The following is a 17,057-nucleotide window of genomic DNA, read 5'->3' as shown; positions in this document are numbered from 1 at the left end:
TCTAGCCCGCCGGGTCGTGGTCCTGGTCGGCGCCGTCGAAGCGGGCCTGGAGACGTTCACCCTCGATGTCCGGGTCCGGCACATATCTGGCGAACCACTGCGGGTGGTACCAGATCTTCGAATTGACCAGGGCCATGACCGCCGGCACCAGTGTCAGCCGCACCACGAAGGCGTCGAGCAGCACGCCCGCTGCGAAGGTGAACGCGATGGCCTTGATGATCGGATCGTCTGTGACCATGAAGGCCACAAAGATCGAGAACATGATCAACGCAGCCGCGGTCACCACGCGGGCCGCATGCCCGGTGCCGTTGGCCGCCGCCAGTCGGGCGTCGCCCGTTCTCCCGAACTCCTCCTTGATCCGTGAGACAACGAACACCTCGTAGTCGCTGGACAGTCCGAAGACAACCGCGAGTACCAGGATGGGAAGAAAACTGACGGTCTGTCCGGGAGTGATGCCCAACAGCTTCGCGCCCCACCCCCATTGGAACACCGCGACCGACAGCCCGAAGGCGCTGCCCACCGACAGCAGGAACCCGACGACCGACTTGAGCGGGACCAGCACGGTGCGGAACGCGAAGGTCAGCGCGAGCAGCGCGAGGCCGATCACGGTGACCAGGAAGACCGGCAGGGCGGCCGACAGTTTCGCGGACACGTCGATGTCGGACGCGGTGGTCCCACCCACAAGGATGCGCGACCCGTAGAACCGCGCGGTGACGGCGCTGCCGGCCCGGATGCGGTGCACCACGTCCGAGGTCGCCGGGTCCTCCGGTCCGGTCTTCGGGATCACGCGAATCACCGACACCCCGTTCGCCTGGGCCACCGGCGTGACCGACGCGGTGCCGGGAATCCCCGCCAGCCACGAGGTGATGCCCCGCACCGCCGTGCCACCGGCCGGATCCGCGACCACGAGCAACGGTCCGTTGTAGCCCGCCCCGAAACCGGCAGTCGTCAGGTCGTAGGCCCGGCGCTGAGTGTCGGACACCGGCTTGGTGGCTCCGCTGGGCAGTCCGAGATCCATCCGGGCCGCCGGTAGCGCCAAGGCCCCGAGGATCGCGATCCCGGCGACGACGACCGGGATCCGCCTTCGGACGACGAAGCGTCCCCATGCGGATCCGCACGTCCGCCCCGGCTCCACAGCCGCGATCCGGGCCACCCGCTCGTGGTGGCCCGGACGCAGCGGCGTGCTGATGAACCTCGCCACCCGGTCCCCGGCGAAGCCCAGGCCTGCCGGGAGCAGGGTGAGCGCGACCAGCAACGCGACGAACACGCCCGCGGCCGCCGCGACACCCATCACGGTCAGGAACGGAATGCCCACCACGGCCAACCCGCACAGCGCGATGATCACCGTCAGCGCCGCAAAGACCACGGAACTGCCCGCAGTGCCGAGCGCAAGGGCCACGGCGTCCTCCGGCTCCATTCCGGCGATCAGGTTGTTTCGATGTCGGGAGAAGATGAACAGGCCGTAGTCGATACCGCACGACAGTCCCAGCATGAGCGCGACGGTTGTCGACGCGGAGGCGATGTCCGTCACGGCCGCCACGGCGGTGACACCCATCAGCGTGGTCACGACCCCGACCACAGCGGTGATGATCGGCAGGCCGGCTGCGACGAACGCGCCGAAAGTCACCAGGAGGATCACGAAGGCGACGACGAGGCCGACCAGTTCGGGCCCCTCGCTGACTTTCAGACGCCAGCCCGGATACACGCTACCGGAGTAGTCGACCTGCACCCCGGCGTCCCTGGCCGGGACCACCGCCTCCTGGACCGCGGTCAGCGTCGCCTCACGCACCCCGCCAGGCTGCGCGGTGTACTGCACCGTCCCCAGAGCCGTGTGCCCGTCGCGGGAGACCCCTCCGGTCTGGAACGGATCGAACACCACGGCAACCTGCGGCGCTTTGCGCAGCCCGGCGACCGCCGACTCGATACCGGTCCGGTACGGCGCATCGGTGACCTTCGCCGAGCCGTGCGTGGCGAACACCACCTGGCTCTGTCCGCCCCCCAGTTCGGGGACCTTCGCCATCAGCAGGTTGGCTGCCTTCTGGGAGTCCGTCCCGGGGATCGTGAAGGTGTCGTTGGTCTTGCCCCCACTGGCAACGGCGAGCACAACCGCCCCCACAGCCACCAGCAACCACACACAGAGCACCATCCGGCGACGCCGGAACATCCAGCGGGCGACCTGGCTCAGCAGGACCGACATGACCAGCCTCCTCTCCGGACCGGGCTCGCAGCACCTTCCGAAGCCGCGCACCCGTCACTCGACCAGCCGGAAGAAGTCCGTGAAGGCGGGGCGTCCGGCATGTCTGTCACTCCTCAGCTGTTCCTGGATCGCCCTATCGTCGTCCAGGGGACAGAAGAGGCCTCAGGGCTGAGCGGGCAAACAATGGGGAACACCAGTGACGGACAGGCCGTCCGCTTCTCTGCGCCGAGCACGCGCGCCGGCCATCCCGCGAGCGGCTGCGACGGCCTGACCACACCCGTAGGGCACCGGCACTGCGACGGCCGCGGAATCGGCAAGAGGCCGGTCCCCGGCGAGTAATCCAGGCACGAATTGTGTCGGCGCCGGGGACCTACCGGTCACGCCATATCGGACCGATGCCCACAGGGTATCGACCCGGGCGGCGATCTGGTCCCACTTCTCCGGAGTGACCCCTTGATGGCCGCATGGGCACAGGGGGCGCGGTTGCCGAAGGACGAATAGGCGCCGCCCTCGCGACCACAGCCGGGCGCGAGAGGCTGGCACCCCTGGAAACCGGTTCCGGACCACATGTGCGACACCGGTGGTGATCTTCACTCGCTCAAGCGGTCCTCGGTGGCCGTCACAAGCAGAAGCCCTGCCACCAGTACAACCTCGGGGGAAAATTTTGCACCCCGGGGCGACCTCATGAGGCAGTGCGATTCCCGCCCTGCTTGACAATAAAAATCCGTCGAGGGAACCTCAGCCATGGTTACGGCCCGGGCCGACGCGCCGGACGCTGCGCCGCCGACGGGCCCAGCCAGCCGCTGTACTGGCAGCTTCCCATCGATAAATGTCTGCCCGACACCTTTCCGATGCCGATTCGGATATCGGATGCTTGCTGGTCCGACTACAGAGTTCAACCCCGAGGCCCGCTTCGCCTCATGTGACTGGATCAAGGAATTACCGTGACACCGACCATGTCGTTCGACGAAACCCTCCGCACCCGCCGTGCGATTCGCTCGTTCCTCGACAGGACCGTTCCAGACGAGGTCCTGCGAGGCGTACTCGACGATGCGCAGTCCACGCCGTCAAACTCCAACACCCAGCCGTGGATCGCGCACGTCGTCACCGGAACGGCTCGCGAAAAGCTGAGCGGAGATCTGATCCGCGCACACGACGAGGCCCGGCTCACGCTGGATTTCCCGTTCGACGGGAAAGTCTATGACGGTGCCTACGGTCAACGTATGCGGGACCAGGCAAAGGCGCGATTCGAAGCCCTCGGCGTGGCCAGGGACGACATTGAGGGACGCAACGCGGTCACGCGCCGCAACCTCGAATTCTACGGAGCGCCACACGTCATCCTCCTGTTCATGCCCGCCTTCGGCGGCGCCCGTGTCGCGGCCGACGTCGGAATGTACGCCCAGACTCTTCTGCTCGCGCTCGCCGCTCGTGGGATCGGAAGTATCGCGCAGACTACACTGGGCTTCTACGCCGATACGGTTCGCGAATCGCTTGGCATCTCCGACGACCAGAAGCTGCTGTTCGGCATATCACTCGGGTATGCAGACAAGGACTGGGCGAACCAGAACCCCCGGATCGGACGGGCGCCGATCGAGGAGTCGGTGACCTTCCACGGCTGACGGCAGACAGCGGGGCGCGGCCTTGGGCACAGTTGGCCTGATCATCTTCGACGCAGTCCGAACATTCGACTACGCGGTGGTCAACGAAGTCTGGGGACGTCATCAGACGCTCCCCCAGTCACCACTGGCCGAACTGATCGTGTGCGCCCCGAGCAAGCGTCCAGTGCGGCTCGGCTCGGGCCTGTTGCACAGGCCCGAGCACGGCCTGGACGCGCTCGCGCGATGTGACCTCGTCATCGTGCCCGGCCTGGAGGACCACACGATGCAGGCGCCGGACCCGGTACTCCATGCCCTCCAGAGGGTGTATGAGCGCGGTACTCCAGTGGCGTCCCTGTGTGCGGGGGCGTTCGTGCTCGCATCCGCCGGCCTCCTGGACGGGCGGATCGCCACCACCCATTGGGCCTTCGCCGACGACCTCGCGCAACGCCATCCGGCTGTGACCGTCGACCCGAACGTGTTGTTCACCGGCGACGGCCAGGTCTGGACATCAGCAGGCGTTGCCGCCGGCATCGACCTCTGCCTCCACCTGATCGGTCAGAGCCACGGCGACATGACCGCCACCGCAGTGGCCCGCGCCATGGTCACCGCACCCTTCCGCGCGGGCGGCCAAGCCCAGTTCATCGCCGCCCCGATACCCGCCATCCGCGCGGGCGACGCCATCGCCCGCGTGCGGGAAGAGGTCCTGGCCACGCTGGAGCGCCCCTGGACGGTCGCGGACATGGCGAAGATCGTGTCACTCACCGAGCGCACCTTCGCCCGCCGTTTCCACGACTCCACGGGAACCAGCCCGGCGCGCTGGCTGCTGCATCAACGCCTCTACTCGGCCCGGCGCCTGCTGGAAACGAGCGATACACCGATCGAGGAGGTCTCCCGGCGCTGCGGATTCGGCACCGGCACCTCGCTGCGCCAGCACTTCCAACAGCAGTTCGGAACATCACCGCGGCAGTATCGACGCGTATTCCGGACCAGTCGCTGACCCCGGATCATTTGTTGTTCCACCGCGTACGTCTCCAGACCGGAGCACCAAGCAGCCTCATCAGCCGGACGAGTGCTCGGCCTGGAACATCCAGGACTGCTTCTCCAGGTCGGCGGTGATGCCGATGAGGAGGTCCTGGCTCACCGGGTCGTGGTCGCCTGCGCGTGGGATCCGCTCACGCAACCGTGTGATGACGGAGCGCAGCGCAGCCACCAGGGTCGCGACCGCCTCGTCGTCCTTGACCCAGCCGCCCGCCGGGGATGCGATCCCGCTGGTCGCCGCGATGGTCCCGGCCCTGCCGTCAGGCGGGGACCCGATGGTGGCGGCACGTTCGGCGACCGCGTCCGCGTGCAGACGTGCCAGCTCGACGAGCTCGTCGAGCTGCAGATGGACCGACCGGAAACGCGGGCCGTAGACGTTCCAGTGCATCTGCTTGCCGACCAGGGCGAGATCCAGCAGGTCTACGAGGGTGCCCTGCAGCACCTCGGAAGTGACGACTCGCTCGTCCTGCGTGAGGGGACTGTCGACCGTCGGCATGCTGACTCCTCGTCGCGTGGGTGTGCGGTTCCGTACGGACTCATATCCATCTCACCAGGAGACCGCGGCGCTGTCGCGCGGTGAGGGTCGTGAACTGTTACACCCTGCGTAGTCAATCGTAGTCACTTGCAGTCACGGATGATGATCATGTGAAGCTCGCGGAGTGGGCACGTACCTGACCACGGAATCAGCAACGGTATTCGGGTGGGCGGGCCGGTCCGGTCCCGACCTCCCCGCAGTGCCTCGGGTCACTCCCCCGCCGAGCCGGCCGGCAGGCGGTCGGCGCGTCCGCGTTCGAGGTAGGCGGTGCGGCGCGCTCTGCGTGCGTCAAGGGCCCGGGTCACGCGTCCTGCCAGGGCGGGGACGAGCACGTTGTCCAACTCTGGGACAGCGAACCAGCTGAAGGCCAGGACCTCCATGCCGTCGGGTCTGGCGGACTGCCGGTGCGCGGCACTGAGCGTTCCACCGTCGAAGACGACGAGGAAGTGCCCCTGGCGGTCCGTCCCCTCGACCCACTCGACCACGAGCGCCGACCCGATGAACGGCCGGATCGACAGTTCCTCGAACACCTCCCGCACGCATGCGTCCAGCGGGGACTCCCCCTCTTCCACGCACCCGCCCGGGATCTCCCACAGCGGCTTGTAGGAGGGTTTGACCAGGAGAACTCTGTCACGGTCATCGGTGAACAGCGCCCCGGCCGCGGACCGGTACCTCGCCGGAGCGCCCTCCTGGAACTGGGGGACGGCGGTGGGCCCGCCGGTGGGCCCGATGTTCAGGCGGTAGGGCCGATAGTCGTCGGACGGCTGCGGGTAGGGGTACGGAAGGATGTGTGTGACGGTCCCCAGCCGCCCGCAGTCCTCGATCGCCACGTACGACGTGTGTTCGGCGTCTGCCCAGCCCGCGAACAGCACGACGTGACCCGGTCCGACGAGCGCGTCTCCCGGCAGTAGGTCGTCCTTGCCGATCGGGCGTGAAACGGCGGGATCGACCAGAGTGCGGGTCGTCAGTCCCGGGCTCGGCAGGCCCCAGGCGCAGGAGACGAGCCCTGAGCAGTCGACCCGGTAGCCGTTGGTCTCCGCTCCCTGGCTGTAGCCCAGTCGACGGTCGGATCGCTCAAGTGCCCGTTCCACGACGGCGCGTCGTTCCGGGGGGAGGCCGGTCAACCGGGGACGGACGAGCGTGCCTTGCCCTTCCCCGTTGCGCCGGTGCGGGTAGGTGCATCCGTCCCAGTCGTCCCAGTCCAGGGCTCCGTTGATCAGATGGGTGCTCCAGTCACCGCGGCTGAGATCCTTGACCAGCGGCCCGTCGTGGCGACCGGCAGAGGGCCGGGCCACGCGTTGCACGGCCATCCGGGGAGACAGGGCCAGGCGACCGTCCCGTTGGCGACCATCGGCATGGTTGCGGTGACCCGATCCCTCGACGCTCATGCATGTGCTCCCTGCTCCCCCTTTCCCGAACCGGTGGTCAGGGTGGGCAGGGGCAGCAAAGGGTCGCAGCCGTGTCGGATGTCGCAAGCAGTGCCGTGATCCGTGCCCCCGACGCCGTCCGGACGGCTGCCTGGGCACCTGCTCGATCGGGCAGCAACGGCACGGTCCGCGGAACCTATATTTCGCTGAACCCGCGCACCCAAGGGCTAGGAACGGGAGCAGTCATGCAGCACGCCTACATCGTCGGGCACAGGGCACGACGGGCCCAGACCACGACATTCGTCCCGGGAGGCCTGCAGGTGCTGCTCTATGCGCAGCCCGGTGCGGACCTGTCCCTGTCCGTCGCTCGGTCGCTGCTGGCCGCCAGCAGTTCGCCGCAGCGCGTGGTGGCCGTCAAGCGGGCCGGGGACGTGCTCTGCAATGCCCCGCTCACTGGTGTCAACGGCACGGAGTTGGCTCAGGTCCGTGCCGTGATGGCGTGCGAGGACAGCCTGTGGACCGTCGGCGACAGGCTCCCTTCACCTTCCCGGCCCTGCACCGCGGATGATCCGCATGCGTGCGGTCGCGGCGGCGGGATGTTCCACACCTGTGACGGGTTCCTGGCGAGGCTGCCCAGGGAGAACGTCCGTACCCTGCATCTGCTCACGTGTGTGATCGATCCCGGGAGCGTGCACCCGGCCCGGTCCGACGTCGTACTGGACGAGTCCCTCACCTAGGGTGAGGCGCTTCGGCGAGGTCGCCGTTACGGCAGGGTCTGGTCGGACGGCCAGGCCACGAGTTGATAGAGCGTGTCGAGGGCGTTGAGCGGAATGCTCGCATCCGTGGCCGCGCCGTGGTCGTAAATGGCCACCGGACCCCTGGCGGGACAGTTGTCGATCTCCCGGACGGTGATGCGCTCGGGGGAGACGTTCTCCGAAACCGTTTCCCAGACCTGCCCTGGCGCGGCGACGACGTAGACGTTCCCCGTGCCGTAGGCGTAGGCAGCCAGGCGGTCGGCCGCGTCGGGGTGCAGCAGGTCGAGGCATGTGAGCCGGTTTCGGTAGCCGCGGACCAGGCGGGCCAGTTGGCGGGGCCCAATGACGCGTTCGAGGTCGGCCATGATGCTGGTGGTGCGGGCCACATGGGGTCGCATGACCTCGGCCACCCGGCAGGGACGATTTTTCCGGTTGGTGATCAGGCACAGCAGGCTCATGTTGGTTCCTTGGTTCCTTGGCCGCCGTAGGCTCTCGGCGTGGCCGGGCAGACGCTCAGGGGTGGCTGGCGGGGCGACCTCGAGGGCTGGTGCGGTCTTATGCGGCAGCCCAGGCGTCAAGCGCGGGTGGTGCCAGGTATGCGGTGATCATGCGGCGCAGTTCGGCGTCGAGCCTGTCCATTTCCGGGTCGTCGAGGTCGGCAGCACCGACGAAGACCTGGCCGGTGAGGATGAAGGACCGGATGACGAGCAGTACCGAACGCGCGAGGAGTTGCGGGTCCGCGCGGCGCACGACCCCGGCCGCCATGCCGTGGTCGAGTGCGGCTTCCAGCGTGGCCAGTTGATAGTCCGCGCTCGCGCTGCGTTCCCTGACGAGGTAGGGGGTCAAGTAGTCGGGGTCGATCTCGATGATCGATCGCAGGAGGGGGTCGCGACGGAAGCCGCGGACGAGGCCGACGATGCCGTCGACCAGGCGCGCGGTGGACCGGGCTCCACGGCCCTCATCGGGAAGGGCCTCTTCGACCACCCGCGCACACGCGCGGACGAGCAGGGCGGCCAGCACCTCGTCCACCGATCCCCAGCGCCGGTAGAGAGTGGTGCGGGAGACCCCGGAACGGCGGGCGAGGTCGGCCATGGTCAGCCGGAGCGGGCCGTGGGCGAGCAGGAGCTGGTAGGCCGAGTCGAGGATCTGCTGCTCGGGGATTGCGTTTGCCGCTTTGGCGTCGGATGACATGAATCCGCTCAACTGACTGGAAGTGTGCTGTGACAATACTTGTCTCAGCGTAACACCGCGAAAACCTATGCAGACCGCGGCACTCCCATGCCTGTCATGAATGCAACACTCATCCTGGCTGCGGGGTACTTCCAGGTGTGCCCGAAGGCTCGCCTGTTCATGCTTCGACAATGCTTGTCATGACATGCTTAGATCGCTTTCCCGCGGCACTCCACCTGAGGCCGCCGGCCCGGGAAAGCGAGGACCGACCATGACGACACCGCAACCGCAGCCACGGCTCAAGGCCGGTCAGGTCCTGCGCGTCCGCAGAGTCTGGGTCTTCCCCGCCGTGATCCTTAGCGTGGTGTCCGTCCTCCTCACGGTCGCCTACATGGGCGGCATCCTCAACCCGCGCGGGGACATGCACCACATGCCCATCGGCCTGGTCAACGCCGACGCCGGGGCCGAACTGGGCGGGCGTCAGGTGAACCTGGGCGCGCAGGCCGTCGGCCAGATCACCCAAACACCGCAGAACCAGATCTCCTGGCAGCTGCTCGGCCACGACAAGGCGATGCAGGAACTGGGCGACGGACACCTCTACTCCGTACTGGAGGTTCCGCAGAACTTCAGCGCCACGGTCGCAGACCTGACCGAACCGACGGCACCGGGCACGCCGGTGCGTCCCTCCATGACCATCTACACGAACCCCGCCGCGGGCAGCCTCGCGTCCTCCCTCGCGTCCAGCACGGCTCAGGCGACGGTCCAGGCGGTCTCCACCAACCTGGGCAAGCAGCTCACCGCACAGATCGCGCCGAGCAAAGTGCCGGGCGCGACGTGGCTACTGCTCCAGGATCCAGTCAAACCGACCGTCACCGTGGGCCACCCTCTCGGATCCCACAGCGGACTTGGCCTTACGGCCTTCTACTACACCCTGCTGCTCGTCCTGGCCGGCTTCCTCGGCGCCAACATCATCAGCAACAGCGTGGACGTCGCGCTGGGCTACGCCGCAGCCGACATCGGTCCGTTGCGCCAGCAAGCCCCCCTGCAGTGGATCAGCCGACGGAACCACTTCCTGGTCACCGCCGCCATGTCCGCCGCCCTGTCCGCGGTGGCGGCCACGCTCGTGCTGGTGGCGGCGGTGTACCTCGTCGGCATGGACGCCTCCCATGTGCCACTGCTCTGGGCCTACTCCGTCTGCGCGGCGGCAACGATCTCCGTCGGCGTCCAGGCGCTGCTCGCCACATTCGGCGGCCTCGGGCAGCCCATCGCCATGCTGATCTTCATCGCCTACTCGCTGCCCTCCTCCGGCGCCACGATCCCCCTGCAGACCCTGCCGTCCTTCTACCGGTTCCTCGCCCAGTTCGAGCCGATGCGACAGCTGACCGACGGGGCGCGCGCAATCCTCTACTTCGACGCCCAGGCAGGCGCCGGACTCACCCGCGCCTGGATCGCGATCGCGCTCTCGGCTGTCGCAGCCACCGCCTTCGGTCTCGCGGTGACCTCCTACTACGACCACAAGGGACTGCACAGGGCAGCCCCCGGCGCACCTCGACCAGGCCTGGAGAGCGAGGCGCCGACCAGCGCCTGAGCCCCGTCCGGCCGACCGCCGACGTCCAGCATCCCAGCAAGGAGCACGACTTGAAAGCCATCACCTACGCGTCGTACGGGGGACCCGACTCCTTGGAATACGGGGAGGTCTCCGATCCCAAGGTCGGCCCCGACACCGCCCTCATCCGGGTCAAGGCCGCCGCCGTGAACCCGGTCGACTGGAAGATCCAGGCCGGCTATCTGGACTCGTTCCTCGACGCGGTCTTCCCCGTCATCCCCGGTTGGGACGTCGCCGGCATCGTGGAGCGCGTCGGCGTGGGGGCCACCGAATTCGAACCGGGCGACGAGGTCATCGGCTACGTTCGCGAGGACATGGTCGGCCGCGGCACCTTCGCCGAATTCGTCGCGGCGCCCGTGCGGACGTTGGCACACAAGCCGACCAACCTCACCTTCGAGGAATCCGCAGGCATCCCGCTGGCAGGGCTGACCGCGTACCAGTCACTGGTCAGGCATTTGCGCCTGCAGGCCGGGGAGACGGTCCTGGTCCATGCCGCCGCCGGCGGCGTCGGACAGTTCGCCGTCCAGATCGCGCGCAGCCTCGGAGTACGCGTCATCGGGACCGCCAGCGAGGCGAACCACGGTTTCCTGCGCGAACTCGGGGCCGAACCAGTGTCCTACGGACCCGAGTTGGCCGATCAGGTGCGCGCCTTGTCCCCCGAGGGGGTGGACGCGACCCTGGACCTCTTCGGAGGCGCGGGCCTCCAGGCCTCCCCGGCCCTGACCAAGGATCACCAACGGATTGTCTCCATCGCCGATGCCGCAGTACTCGGCCTGGGGGGAAGCTACCTGTTCGTGCGGCCCGACGCCGCCGACCTGACCGCACTTTCGGCCCTCGCCGAGCGGGGGGTGCTCCGCGTTGAGGTAGCAGCCGAATTCCCCCTGGAGCAGGCCGCGCAGGCCTTGCGCCTCAGCATGGGTGGACACACCCGAGGAAAGATCATCATCACGGTGCCGTGAGACGCCGGCCGACACCGAGAACCGACGGAAGGAGCCCTGATTCAGGGTGAGCACGACGCCGAGCAACACCTTCGAGTGGACCGAGCTTGACCAGAGGGCGGTCGACACCGTCCGCGTCCTGGCGGCGGACGCAGTGCAGAAGGTCGGAAACGGCCACCCCGGTACGGCGATGAGCCTGGCTCCGGCCGCGTACCTGATCTACCAGCGCTTCCTGCGCCACGACCCCTCCGACGCGCAGTGGGTCGGCCGCGACCGCTTCGTGCTGTCGCCGGGCCACACCTCGCTGACCCTCTACATCCAGCTCTACCTCTCGGGCTACGGCCTGACCCTGGAGGACCTGGAGTCCTTCCGCACCTGGGGCTCGCTGACCCCGGGCCACCCCGAGCACGGCCACACCGTGGGCGTCGAGACCACGACCGGTCCGCTGGGGCAGGGCGTCGGCAACGCCGTCGGCATGGCGATGGCCAGCCGCTACGAGCGCGGCCTGTTCGACCCGGAGGCTCCCCAGGGAGCCTCCCCCTTCGACCAGACCATCTGGGCGATCGTCTCCGACGGCGACCTGGAGGAGGGCATCTCCTCCGAGGCGTCCTCGCTGGCCGGCCACCAGAAGCTGGGCAACCTGGTCTTCCTGTACGACGACAACCACATCTCGATCGAGGGCGACACCGAGACCGCCTTCTCCGAGGACGTGCTGAAGCGCTACGAGGCCTACGGCTGGCACATCCAGCGCATCGAGCCCGCCGCCTCCGGCGACGTGGACGTGCACGCGCTGAACGCCGCGCTGACCGCCGCCAGGAACGAGACGGGCAGGCCGTCCATCATCGCGATGCGCACGATCATCGCCTGGCCCGCGCCGAACGCGCAGAACACCGAGGCCGCGCACGGCTCCGCGCTCGGCGCGGACGAGGTCGCGGCCACCAAGCGCGTGCTCGGCTTCGATCCGGAGAAGTCCTTCGTCGTCGCGCCCGAGGTGCTGGCGCACGCCCGCAAGGTCGGCGAGCGCGGCGCGCAGGCCAAGGCCGAGTGGGAGAAGCAGCTCGCGGACTGGCGCACCGCCAACCCGCAGCGAGCCGCCTCCTTCGACCGGATCACCGCGGGCGAGCTGCCCGAGGGCTGGGAGCAGAGCATCCCCTCCTTCGAGACCGGCTCCTCGATCGCGACCCGCGCCGCCTCCGGCAAGGTCCTGGTCGGTCTGGGCGGCGTGCTGCCGGAGCTGTGGGGCGGCTCGGCCGACCTGGCCGGCTCCAACAACACCACCATCGACGCCTCCTCGTCCTTCCTCCCGGTGGGCAACCCGCTGCCCGAGGCCAGCCCGTACGGCCGCACGGTGCACTGGGGCATCCGCGAGCACGCCATGGGCTCGACCATGAACGGCATCGCGCTGCACGGGAACACCCGGATCTACGGCGGCACCTTCCTGGTCTTCTCCGACTACATGCGCCCGGCGGTCCGCCTGGCCGCGCTGATGAAGCTGCCAGTCACCTACGTGTGGACGCACGACTCCATCGGCCTGGGCGAGGACGGCCCGACCCACCAGCCGGTCGAGCACCTCGCCGTGCTGCGCGCCATCCCCGGCCTCAACATCGTCCGTCCGGCCGACGCCAACGAGACGGCCGTGGCCTGGGCCGAGATCACCCGCCGCCACACCGCCAACCCGGCCCCGCACGGTCTGGCGCTGACCCGCCAGGGCGTGCCGACCTACGCCCGCAACGAGGACGCGGCCAAGGGCGGCTACGTGCACACCGAGGCCGAGGGCGGCGAGGCGAAGGTCGTCCTCATCGGCACCGGCTCCGAGCTGCAGCTCGCCGTCGCGGCCCGCGAGGCGCTGCAGGCCGAGGGCGTCCCGACCCGCGTCGTGTCGATGCCGTCGATCGAGTGGTTCGAGGAGCAGACCAAGGAGTACCGCGACAGCGTGCTGCCGCCCTCGGTCAAGGCGCGCGTCGCGGTCGAGGCCGGCATCGCGCTGACCTGGTACCGCTTCGTCGGCGAGGCCGGACGCATCGTCAGCCTGGAGCACTTCGGCGCGAGCGCCGACGCCAAGGTGCTGTTCCGCGAGTTCGGGTTCACCGCGGATGGGGTTGCTCAAGCAGCCAGGGACAGCCTCAACAACCTTGCAGCAAGGAAGAACAAATGATGAAGTCGATTGTCGAGCAGTTGAGTGACCAGGGTGTGGCGATCTGGCTGGACGACCTGTCCCGCAAGCGGCTGACCTCGGGCAACCTGGCCGAGCTGGTCCGCGACAAGCACGTGGTGGGCGTGACCACCAACCCGTCGATCTTCCAGAAGGCGATCGGCTCCGGCGACGGCTACGAGGCCCAGCTGGCCGACCTGGCCGTGCGCGGCGTCACCGTCGACGAGGCCCTGCGGATGATGACCTCCGCCGACGTCCGCGACGCGGCCGACGTGCTGCGCCCGGTGTACGACGCGAGCAACGGCCGCGACGGCCGGGTCTCCATCGAGGTCGACCCGCGCCTGGCGCACGAGACGGCGCCGACCATCGCCGAGGCCAAGCAGCTGTGGTGGCTGGTCGACCGCCCCAACACCTTCATCAAGATCCCGGCCACCCTCGCGGGCCTGCCGGCGATCAGCGCGGTGCTCGCCGAGGGCATCAGCGTCAACGTGACGCTGATCTTCTCGCTCGACCGCTACAAGGCCGTCATGGACGCCTTCCTGACCGGTCTGGAGCAGGCGAAGGCCAACGGCCACGACCTCTCCACGATCGAGTCGGTCGCCTCCTTCTTCGTGTCCCGCGTGGACACGGAGATCGACAAGCGGCTGACGAAGATCGGCACCGAGGAGGCGCTCGCCCTCAAGGGCCGGGCGGCCGTCGCCAACGCGCGGCTCGCCTACGAGGCCTACGAGGAGGTCTTCGGCAGCGAGCGCTGGAACGCCCTGGCCGCCGCCGGCGCCAAGCCGCAGCGTCCGCTGTGGGCCTCGACCGGCGTCAAGGACCCGAACTACGACGACACCATGTACGTCGTGGACCTGGTCGCCCCCGGCACCGTCAACACCATGCCCGAGGCCACCCTGGACGCCGTCGCCGACCACGGCGTCGTCCGCGGTGACACCGTCACGGGCGAGTACGCGGACGCGAAGGGCGTGCTCGACAAGCTCGAAGCGCTCGGCGTCTCCTACGACGACGTCGTCCAGCTGCTCGAGGACGAGGGCGTCGACAAGTTCGAGGCCTCCTGGGACGAACTTCTGCAGGCCGTACACACAGCACTCGAAAGCCACGGAGAGGGCACGGTATGACGGTGAACCCCCTGCGTGACCCGGCGGACCGACGGCTCCCGCGTATCGCGGGGCCGTCCGGCCTCGTCATCTTCGGTGTCACCGGCGACCTGTCGCGCAAGAAACTGATGCCGGCCATCTACGACCTCGCCAACCGCGGCCTGCTGCCACCGGGCTTCTCGCTCGTCGGCTTCGCCCGCCGCGAGTGGGAGCACGAGGACTTCGCCCAAGAGGTCCACGACTCCGTCAGAGAACACTCGCGCACACCCTTCCGCGAGGAGGTCTGGCAGCAGCTGGCCAAGGGCATGCGCTTCGTCCAGGGCACTTTCGACGACGAAGAGGCGTTCCAGCTCCTCAAGAAGACGCTGGAGGAGCTGGACAAGGCGCAGGGCACCGGCGGCAACTTCGCCTTCTACCTGTCCGTGCCGCCCAAGTTCTTCCCGCAGGTGGTGCAGCAGCTCAAGGCGCACGGCCTGGCCGACCCGCCCTCCTTGCCCGCCAACGGGCAGGAGGGGCCCAGGGCCTCCTGGCGCCGGGCCGTCATCGAGAAGCCGTTCGGGCACGACCTCGCCTCCGCGCAGGAGCTGAACAAGGTCGTCCACGAGGTCTTCCCGCGGGACGAGGTCTTCCGGATCGACCACTACCTCGGCAAGGAGACGGTCCAGAACATCCTGGCGCTGCGCTTCGCCAACTCGATGTTCGAGCCGATCTGGAACCGCGGCTACGTCGACCACGTGCAGATCACCATGGCCGAGGACATCGGCATCGGCGGTCGCGCGGGCTACTACGACGGCATCGGCGCGGCGCGCGACGTCATCCAGAACCACCTGCTGCAGCTGATGGCGCTGACCGCGATGGAGGAGCCCGCCTCCTTCCACCCGAAGGCGCTGGTCGGCGAGAAGCTCAAGGTGCTCTCCGCGGTCAGGATCCCCGAGGACCTGGGCAAGCACACCGTGCGCGGCCAGTACGCGCACGGCTGGCAGGGCGGCGAGGAGGTGCTCGGCTACCTGGAGGAGGAGGGGATCGACCCCAAGTCCAAGACCGACACCTTCGCCGCGGTGAAGCTGGAGATCAACAACCGGCGCTGGGCCGGCGTCCCGTTCTACCTGCGCACCGGCAAGCGTCTGGGCCGCCGCGTCACGGAGATCGCGGTCGTCTTCCAGCGCGCCCCCTACCTGCCCTTCGACGCCGCGGCGACGGAGGAGCTGGGCCAGAACGCGCTGGTCATCCGGGTGCAGCCGGACGAGGGCGTCACCGTCCGCTTCGGCTCCAAGGTGCCGGGCACCTCGATGGAGGTGCGGGACGTGACGATGGACTTCGCCTACGGCGAGTCCTTCACCGAGTCCAGCCCCGAGGCCTACGAGCGACTGATCCTGGACGTGCTGCTCGGGGACGCGAACCTGTTCCCGCGCCACCAGGAGGTCGAGGAGTCCTGGCGGATCCTGGACCCCATCGAGCAGTTCTGGGACAAGCACGGGCGCCCCGCGCAGTACCAGGCGGGCACCTGGGGCCCCGAGGAAGCGGACGAGATGCTCGCACGAGACGGCAGGAGCTGGCGTCGGCCATGAAGATCGATCTGACGGACACCAACTCCAGCAAGATCAACGCGGCGCTGATCGACGCGCGCCGGGCCATCGGCACGGCGACCGTCGGCATGGTGCTGACCCTGGTCATCGTCACCGACGAGGGCAGCGCCTACGACGCGCTCAAGGCCGCCTCCGACGCCTCGCGCGAGCACCCCTCGCGCATCCTGGCCGTCATCAAGCGTCCGGGGCGCTCGCCCCGGGCCCGGGCCGAGGCCCGGCTGGACGCCGAGGTGCGGGTCGGCTCGGACTCGGGCACCGGCGAGACGGTCGTGCTGCGGCTGCACGGCGAACTGGCCGCGCACGCCCAGTCGGTCGTGCTGCCGCTGCTGCTGCCGGACGCCCCCGTCGTCGTCTGGTGGCCGGAGAACGCGCCGAAGAGCCCGTCCGAGGACCCGCTCGGCGCGCTGGCCCAGCGTCGGATCACCGACGCCGTCACGGCGGAGAACCCGGTCACCCAGCTCGCCGCCCGGGCCGACTCCTACGCCCCCGGCGACACCGACCTGGCCTGGACCCGGATCACCCCGTGGCGCTCGATGCTGGCGGCGGCGCTGGACCAGCGCCACGTGGCGGTCGAGTCCGCCTCGGTCGAGGGCGAGTCGTACAACCCGAGCACCGAACTGCTGGCGCTCTGGCTGGCCGAGCGGCTGAAGATCAAGGTGGAGCGGACGGTCAGCGAGGGCCCCGGCATCACCGCGGTCCGGATGCACACCGCCGACGGCGACGTCTGCCTGGACCGTCCGGACGGCCTGCTGGCCAAGCTGTCCATGCCGGGCCAGCCGGACCGGATGGTGGCGCTCAAGCGACGCGAGACCTCGGAGCTGATCGCCGAGGAGCTGCGCCGCCTGGACCCGGACCTGATCTACGCCTCGGCGGTCCGCTACGGCGTGGACAACCTGCACTCGCAGTCCTCCACCAGCGAGGTCGTCGACCCGCCGGCGAACAAACCGGCCGCGAAGCCGGCCGCCAAGAAGGCGACGGCGTCCTCCTCCCGGACCCAGAAGTGACCGCGCCGCAA

Annotated in this window: 14 protein-coding genes; 9 read left to right on the top strand and 5 right to left on the bottom strand. The window is 68.8% G+C overall.

Going from position 1 to position 17,057, the window contains the following annotated elements; all coding sequences use genetic code 11:
* Position 1: 1 nt before the first annotated feature.
* On the bottom strand, positions 2–2,197 hold the full coding sequence (locus tag BS83_RS01190) for an MMPL family transporter (RefSeq protein ID WP_037599766.1): 2,196 nt from the start codon (positions 2,195–2,197) through the stop codon (positions 2–4).
* 944 nt (positions 2,198–3,141) lie between these two features.
* Between BS83_RS01190 and BS83_RS01185 the strand changes: the two genes are divergently transcribed.
* Both BS83_RS01185 and BS83_RS01180 read left to right on the top strand, forming a co-directional pair.
* Positions 3,142–3,816, top strand: coding sequence for a nitroreductase (locus BS83_RS01185; RefSeq protein ID WP_232247984.1), 675 nt, complete (start codon positions 3,142–3,144; stop codon positions 3,814–3,816).
* Positions 3,817–3,838: 22 nt separating this feature from the next.
* On the top strand, positions 3,839–4,792 hold the full coding sequence (locus BS83_RS01180; protein ID WP_037599763.1) for a GlxA family transcriptional regulator: 954 nt from the start codon (positions 3,839–3,841) through the stop codon (positions 4,790–4,792).
* A 60-nt stretch (positions 4,793–4,852) separates the two neighbouring features.
* On the opposite strand, the gene BS83_RS01175 is transcribed toward BS83_RS01180, so the two are convergent.
* On the bottom strand, positions 4,853–5,329 hold the full coding sequence (locus BS83_RS01175) for a Dps family protein (protein ID WP_037599761.1): 477 nt from the start codon (positions 5,327–5,329) through the stop codon (positions 4,853–4,855).
* A gap of 248 nt (positions 5,330–5,577) precedes the next feature.
* Positions 5,578–6,756, bottom strand: coding sequence for an NUDIX hydrolase (locus BS83_RS48500; protein ID WP_332262298.1), 1,179 nt, complete (start codon positions 6,754–6,756; stop codon positions 5,578–5,580).
* 224 nt (positions 6,757–6,980) lie between these two features.
* Between BS83_RS48500 and BS83_RS01165 the strand changes: the two genes are divergently transcribed.
* The gene (locus tag BS83_RS01165; RefSeq protein ID WP_037599759.1) at positions 6,981–7,472 is read left to right on the top strand and encodes a hypothetical protein; all 492 of its coding nucleotides are present in this window, start codon (positions 6,981–6,983) and stop codon (positions 7,470–7,472) included.
* A 26-nt stretch (positions 7,473–7,498) separates the two neighbouring features.
* On the opposite strand, the gene BS83_RS01160 is transcribed toward BS83_RS01165, so the two are convergent.
* Both BS83_RS01160 and BS83_RS01155 read right to left on the bottom strand, forming a co-directional pair.
* A complete protein-coding gene (locus tag BS83_RS01160) occupies positions 7,499–7,948 on the bottom strand; it encodes a hypothetical protein (RefSeq protein ID WP_037599757.1) in 450 nt (149 codons plus the stop codon).
* A gap of 97 nt (positions 7,949–8,045) precedes the next feature.
* Positions 8,046–8,681 carry a TetR/AcrR family transcriptional regulator gene (locus BS83_RS01155; protein WP_051942322.1) on the bottom strand — a complete coding sequence of 212 codons (636 nt, stop codon included), beginning with the start codon at positions 8,679–8,681 and terminating at the stop codon, positions 8,046–8,048.
* Between the two features lie 250 nt (positions 8,682–8,931).
* Here BS83_RS01155 and BS83_RS01150 point away from each other — a divergent pair, with 250 nt between their 5' ends.
* From BS83_RS01150 to opcA, 6 genes are read left to right on the top strand one after another with little or no spacing between them, the layout of a single operon-like run.
* Positions 8,932–10,248: a YhgE/Pip domain-containing protein gene (locus tag BS83_RS01150; RefSeq protein WP_037599756.1), complete on the top strand. Its 1,317-nt coding sequence runs from the start codon at positions 8,932–8,934 to the stop codon at positions 10,246–10,248.
* 50 nt (positions 10,249–10,298) lie between these two features.
* On the top strand, positions 10,299–11,225 hold the full coding sequence (locus BS83_RS01145; protein ID WP_037599753.1) for an NADP-dependent oxidoreductase: 927 nt from the start codon (positions 10,299–10,301) through the stop codon (positions 11,223–11,225).
* Between the two features lie 46 nt (positions 11,226–11,271).
* A complete protein-coding gene (tkt, locus tag BS83_RS01140; protein WP_037599749.1) occupies positions 11,272–13,359 on the top strand; it encodes a transketolase in 2,088 nt (695 codons plus the stop codon).
* The gene (tal, locus tag BS83_RS01135; RefSeq protein ID WP_037599746.1) at positions 13,359–14,477 is read left to right on the top strand and encodes a transaldolase; all 1,119 of its coding nucleotides are present in this window, start codon (positions 13,359–13,361) and stop codon (positions 14,475–14,477) included. The genes tkt and tal overlap by 1 nt, the downstream gene beginning before the upstream one ends.
* A complete protein-coding gene (gene zwf / locus BS83_RS01130; protein ID WP_037599744.1) occupies positions 14,474–16,024 on the top strand; it encodes a glucose-6-phosphate dehydrogenase in 1,551 nt (516 codons plus the stop codon). The genes tal and zwf overlap by 4 nt, the downstream gene beginning before the upstream one ends.
* Positions 16,021–17,046 (top strand): glucose-6-phosphate dehydrogenase assembly protein OpcA, encoded by a 1,026-nt coding sequence (gene opcA, locus BS83_RS01125; protein ID WP_037599741.1) that lies wholly within the window; start codon positions 16,021–16,023, stop codon positions 17,044–17,046. Before zwf ends, opcA begins: the two co-directional genes overlap by 4 nt.
* Positions 17,047–17,057: the final 11 nt, after the last annotated feature.

Origin of the sequence: Streptacidiphilus rugosus AM-16, assembly GCF_000744655.1 — a bacterium.
GTDB lineage: Bacteria > Actinomycetota > Actinomycetes > Streptomycetales > Streptomycetaceae > Streptacidiphilus > Streptacidiphilus rugosus.
Note: the sequence above shows the minus strand (reverse complement) of the source record. Positions and strands in the feature narration are given on the sequence as shown.

What these genes read in the sequence shown, in the direction of transcription:
- BS83_RS48500 (WP_332262298.1), bottom strand. Translation starts at nt 6,756, where the DNA reads ATGAGCGTCGAGGGATCGGGTCACCGCAACCATGCCGATGGTCGCCAA.
- tal (WP_037599746.1), top strand. Translation starts at nt 13,359, where the DNA reads ATGAAGTCGATTGTCGAGCAGTTGAGTGACCAGGGTGTGGCGATCTGG.
- BS83_RS01175 (WP_037599761.1), bottom strand. Translation starts at nt 5,329, where the DNA reads ATGCCGACGGTCGACAGTCCCCTCACGCAGGACGAGCGAGTCGTCACT.
- BS83_RS01190 (WP_037599766.1), bottom strand. Translation starts at nt 2,197, where the DNA reads ATGTCGGTCCTGCTGAGCCAGGTCGCCCGCTGGATGTTCCGGCGTCGC.
- BS83_RS01150 (WP_037599756.1), top strand. Translation starts at nt 8,932, where the DNA reads ATGACGACACCGCAACCGCAGCCACGGCTCAAGGCCGGTCAGGTCCTG.
- BS83_RS01165 (WP_037599759.1), top strand. Translation starts at nt 6,981, where the DNA reads ATGCAGCACGCCTACATCGTCGGGCACAGGGCACGACGGGCCCAGACC.
- BS83_RS01160 (WP_037599757.1), bottom strand. Translation starts at nt 7,948, where the DNA reads ATGAGCCTGCTGTGCCTGATCACCAACCGGAAAAATCGTCCCTGCCGG.
- BS83_RS01155 (WP_051942322.1), bottom strand. Translation starts at nt 8,681, where the DNA reads ATGTCATCCGACGCCAAAGCGGCAAACGCAATCCCCGAGCAGCAGATC.
- zwf (WP_037599744.1), top strand. Translation starts at nt 14,474, where the DNA reads ATGACGGTGAACCCCCTGCGTGACCCGGCGGACCGACGGCTCCCGCGT.
- opcA (WP_037599741.1), top strand. Translation starts at nt 16,021, where the DNA reads ATGAAGATCGATCTGACGGACACCAACTCCAGCAAGATCAACGCGGCG.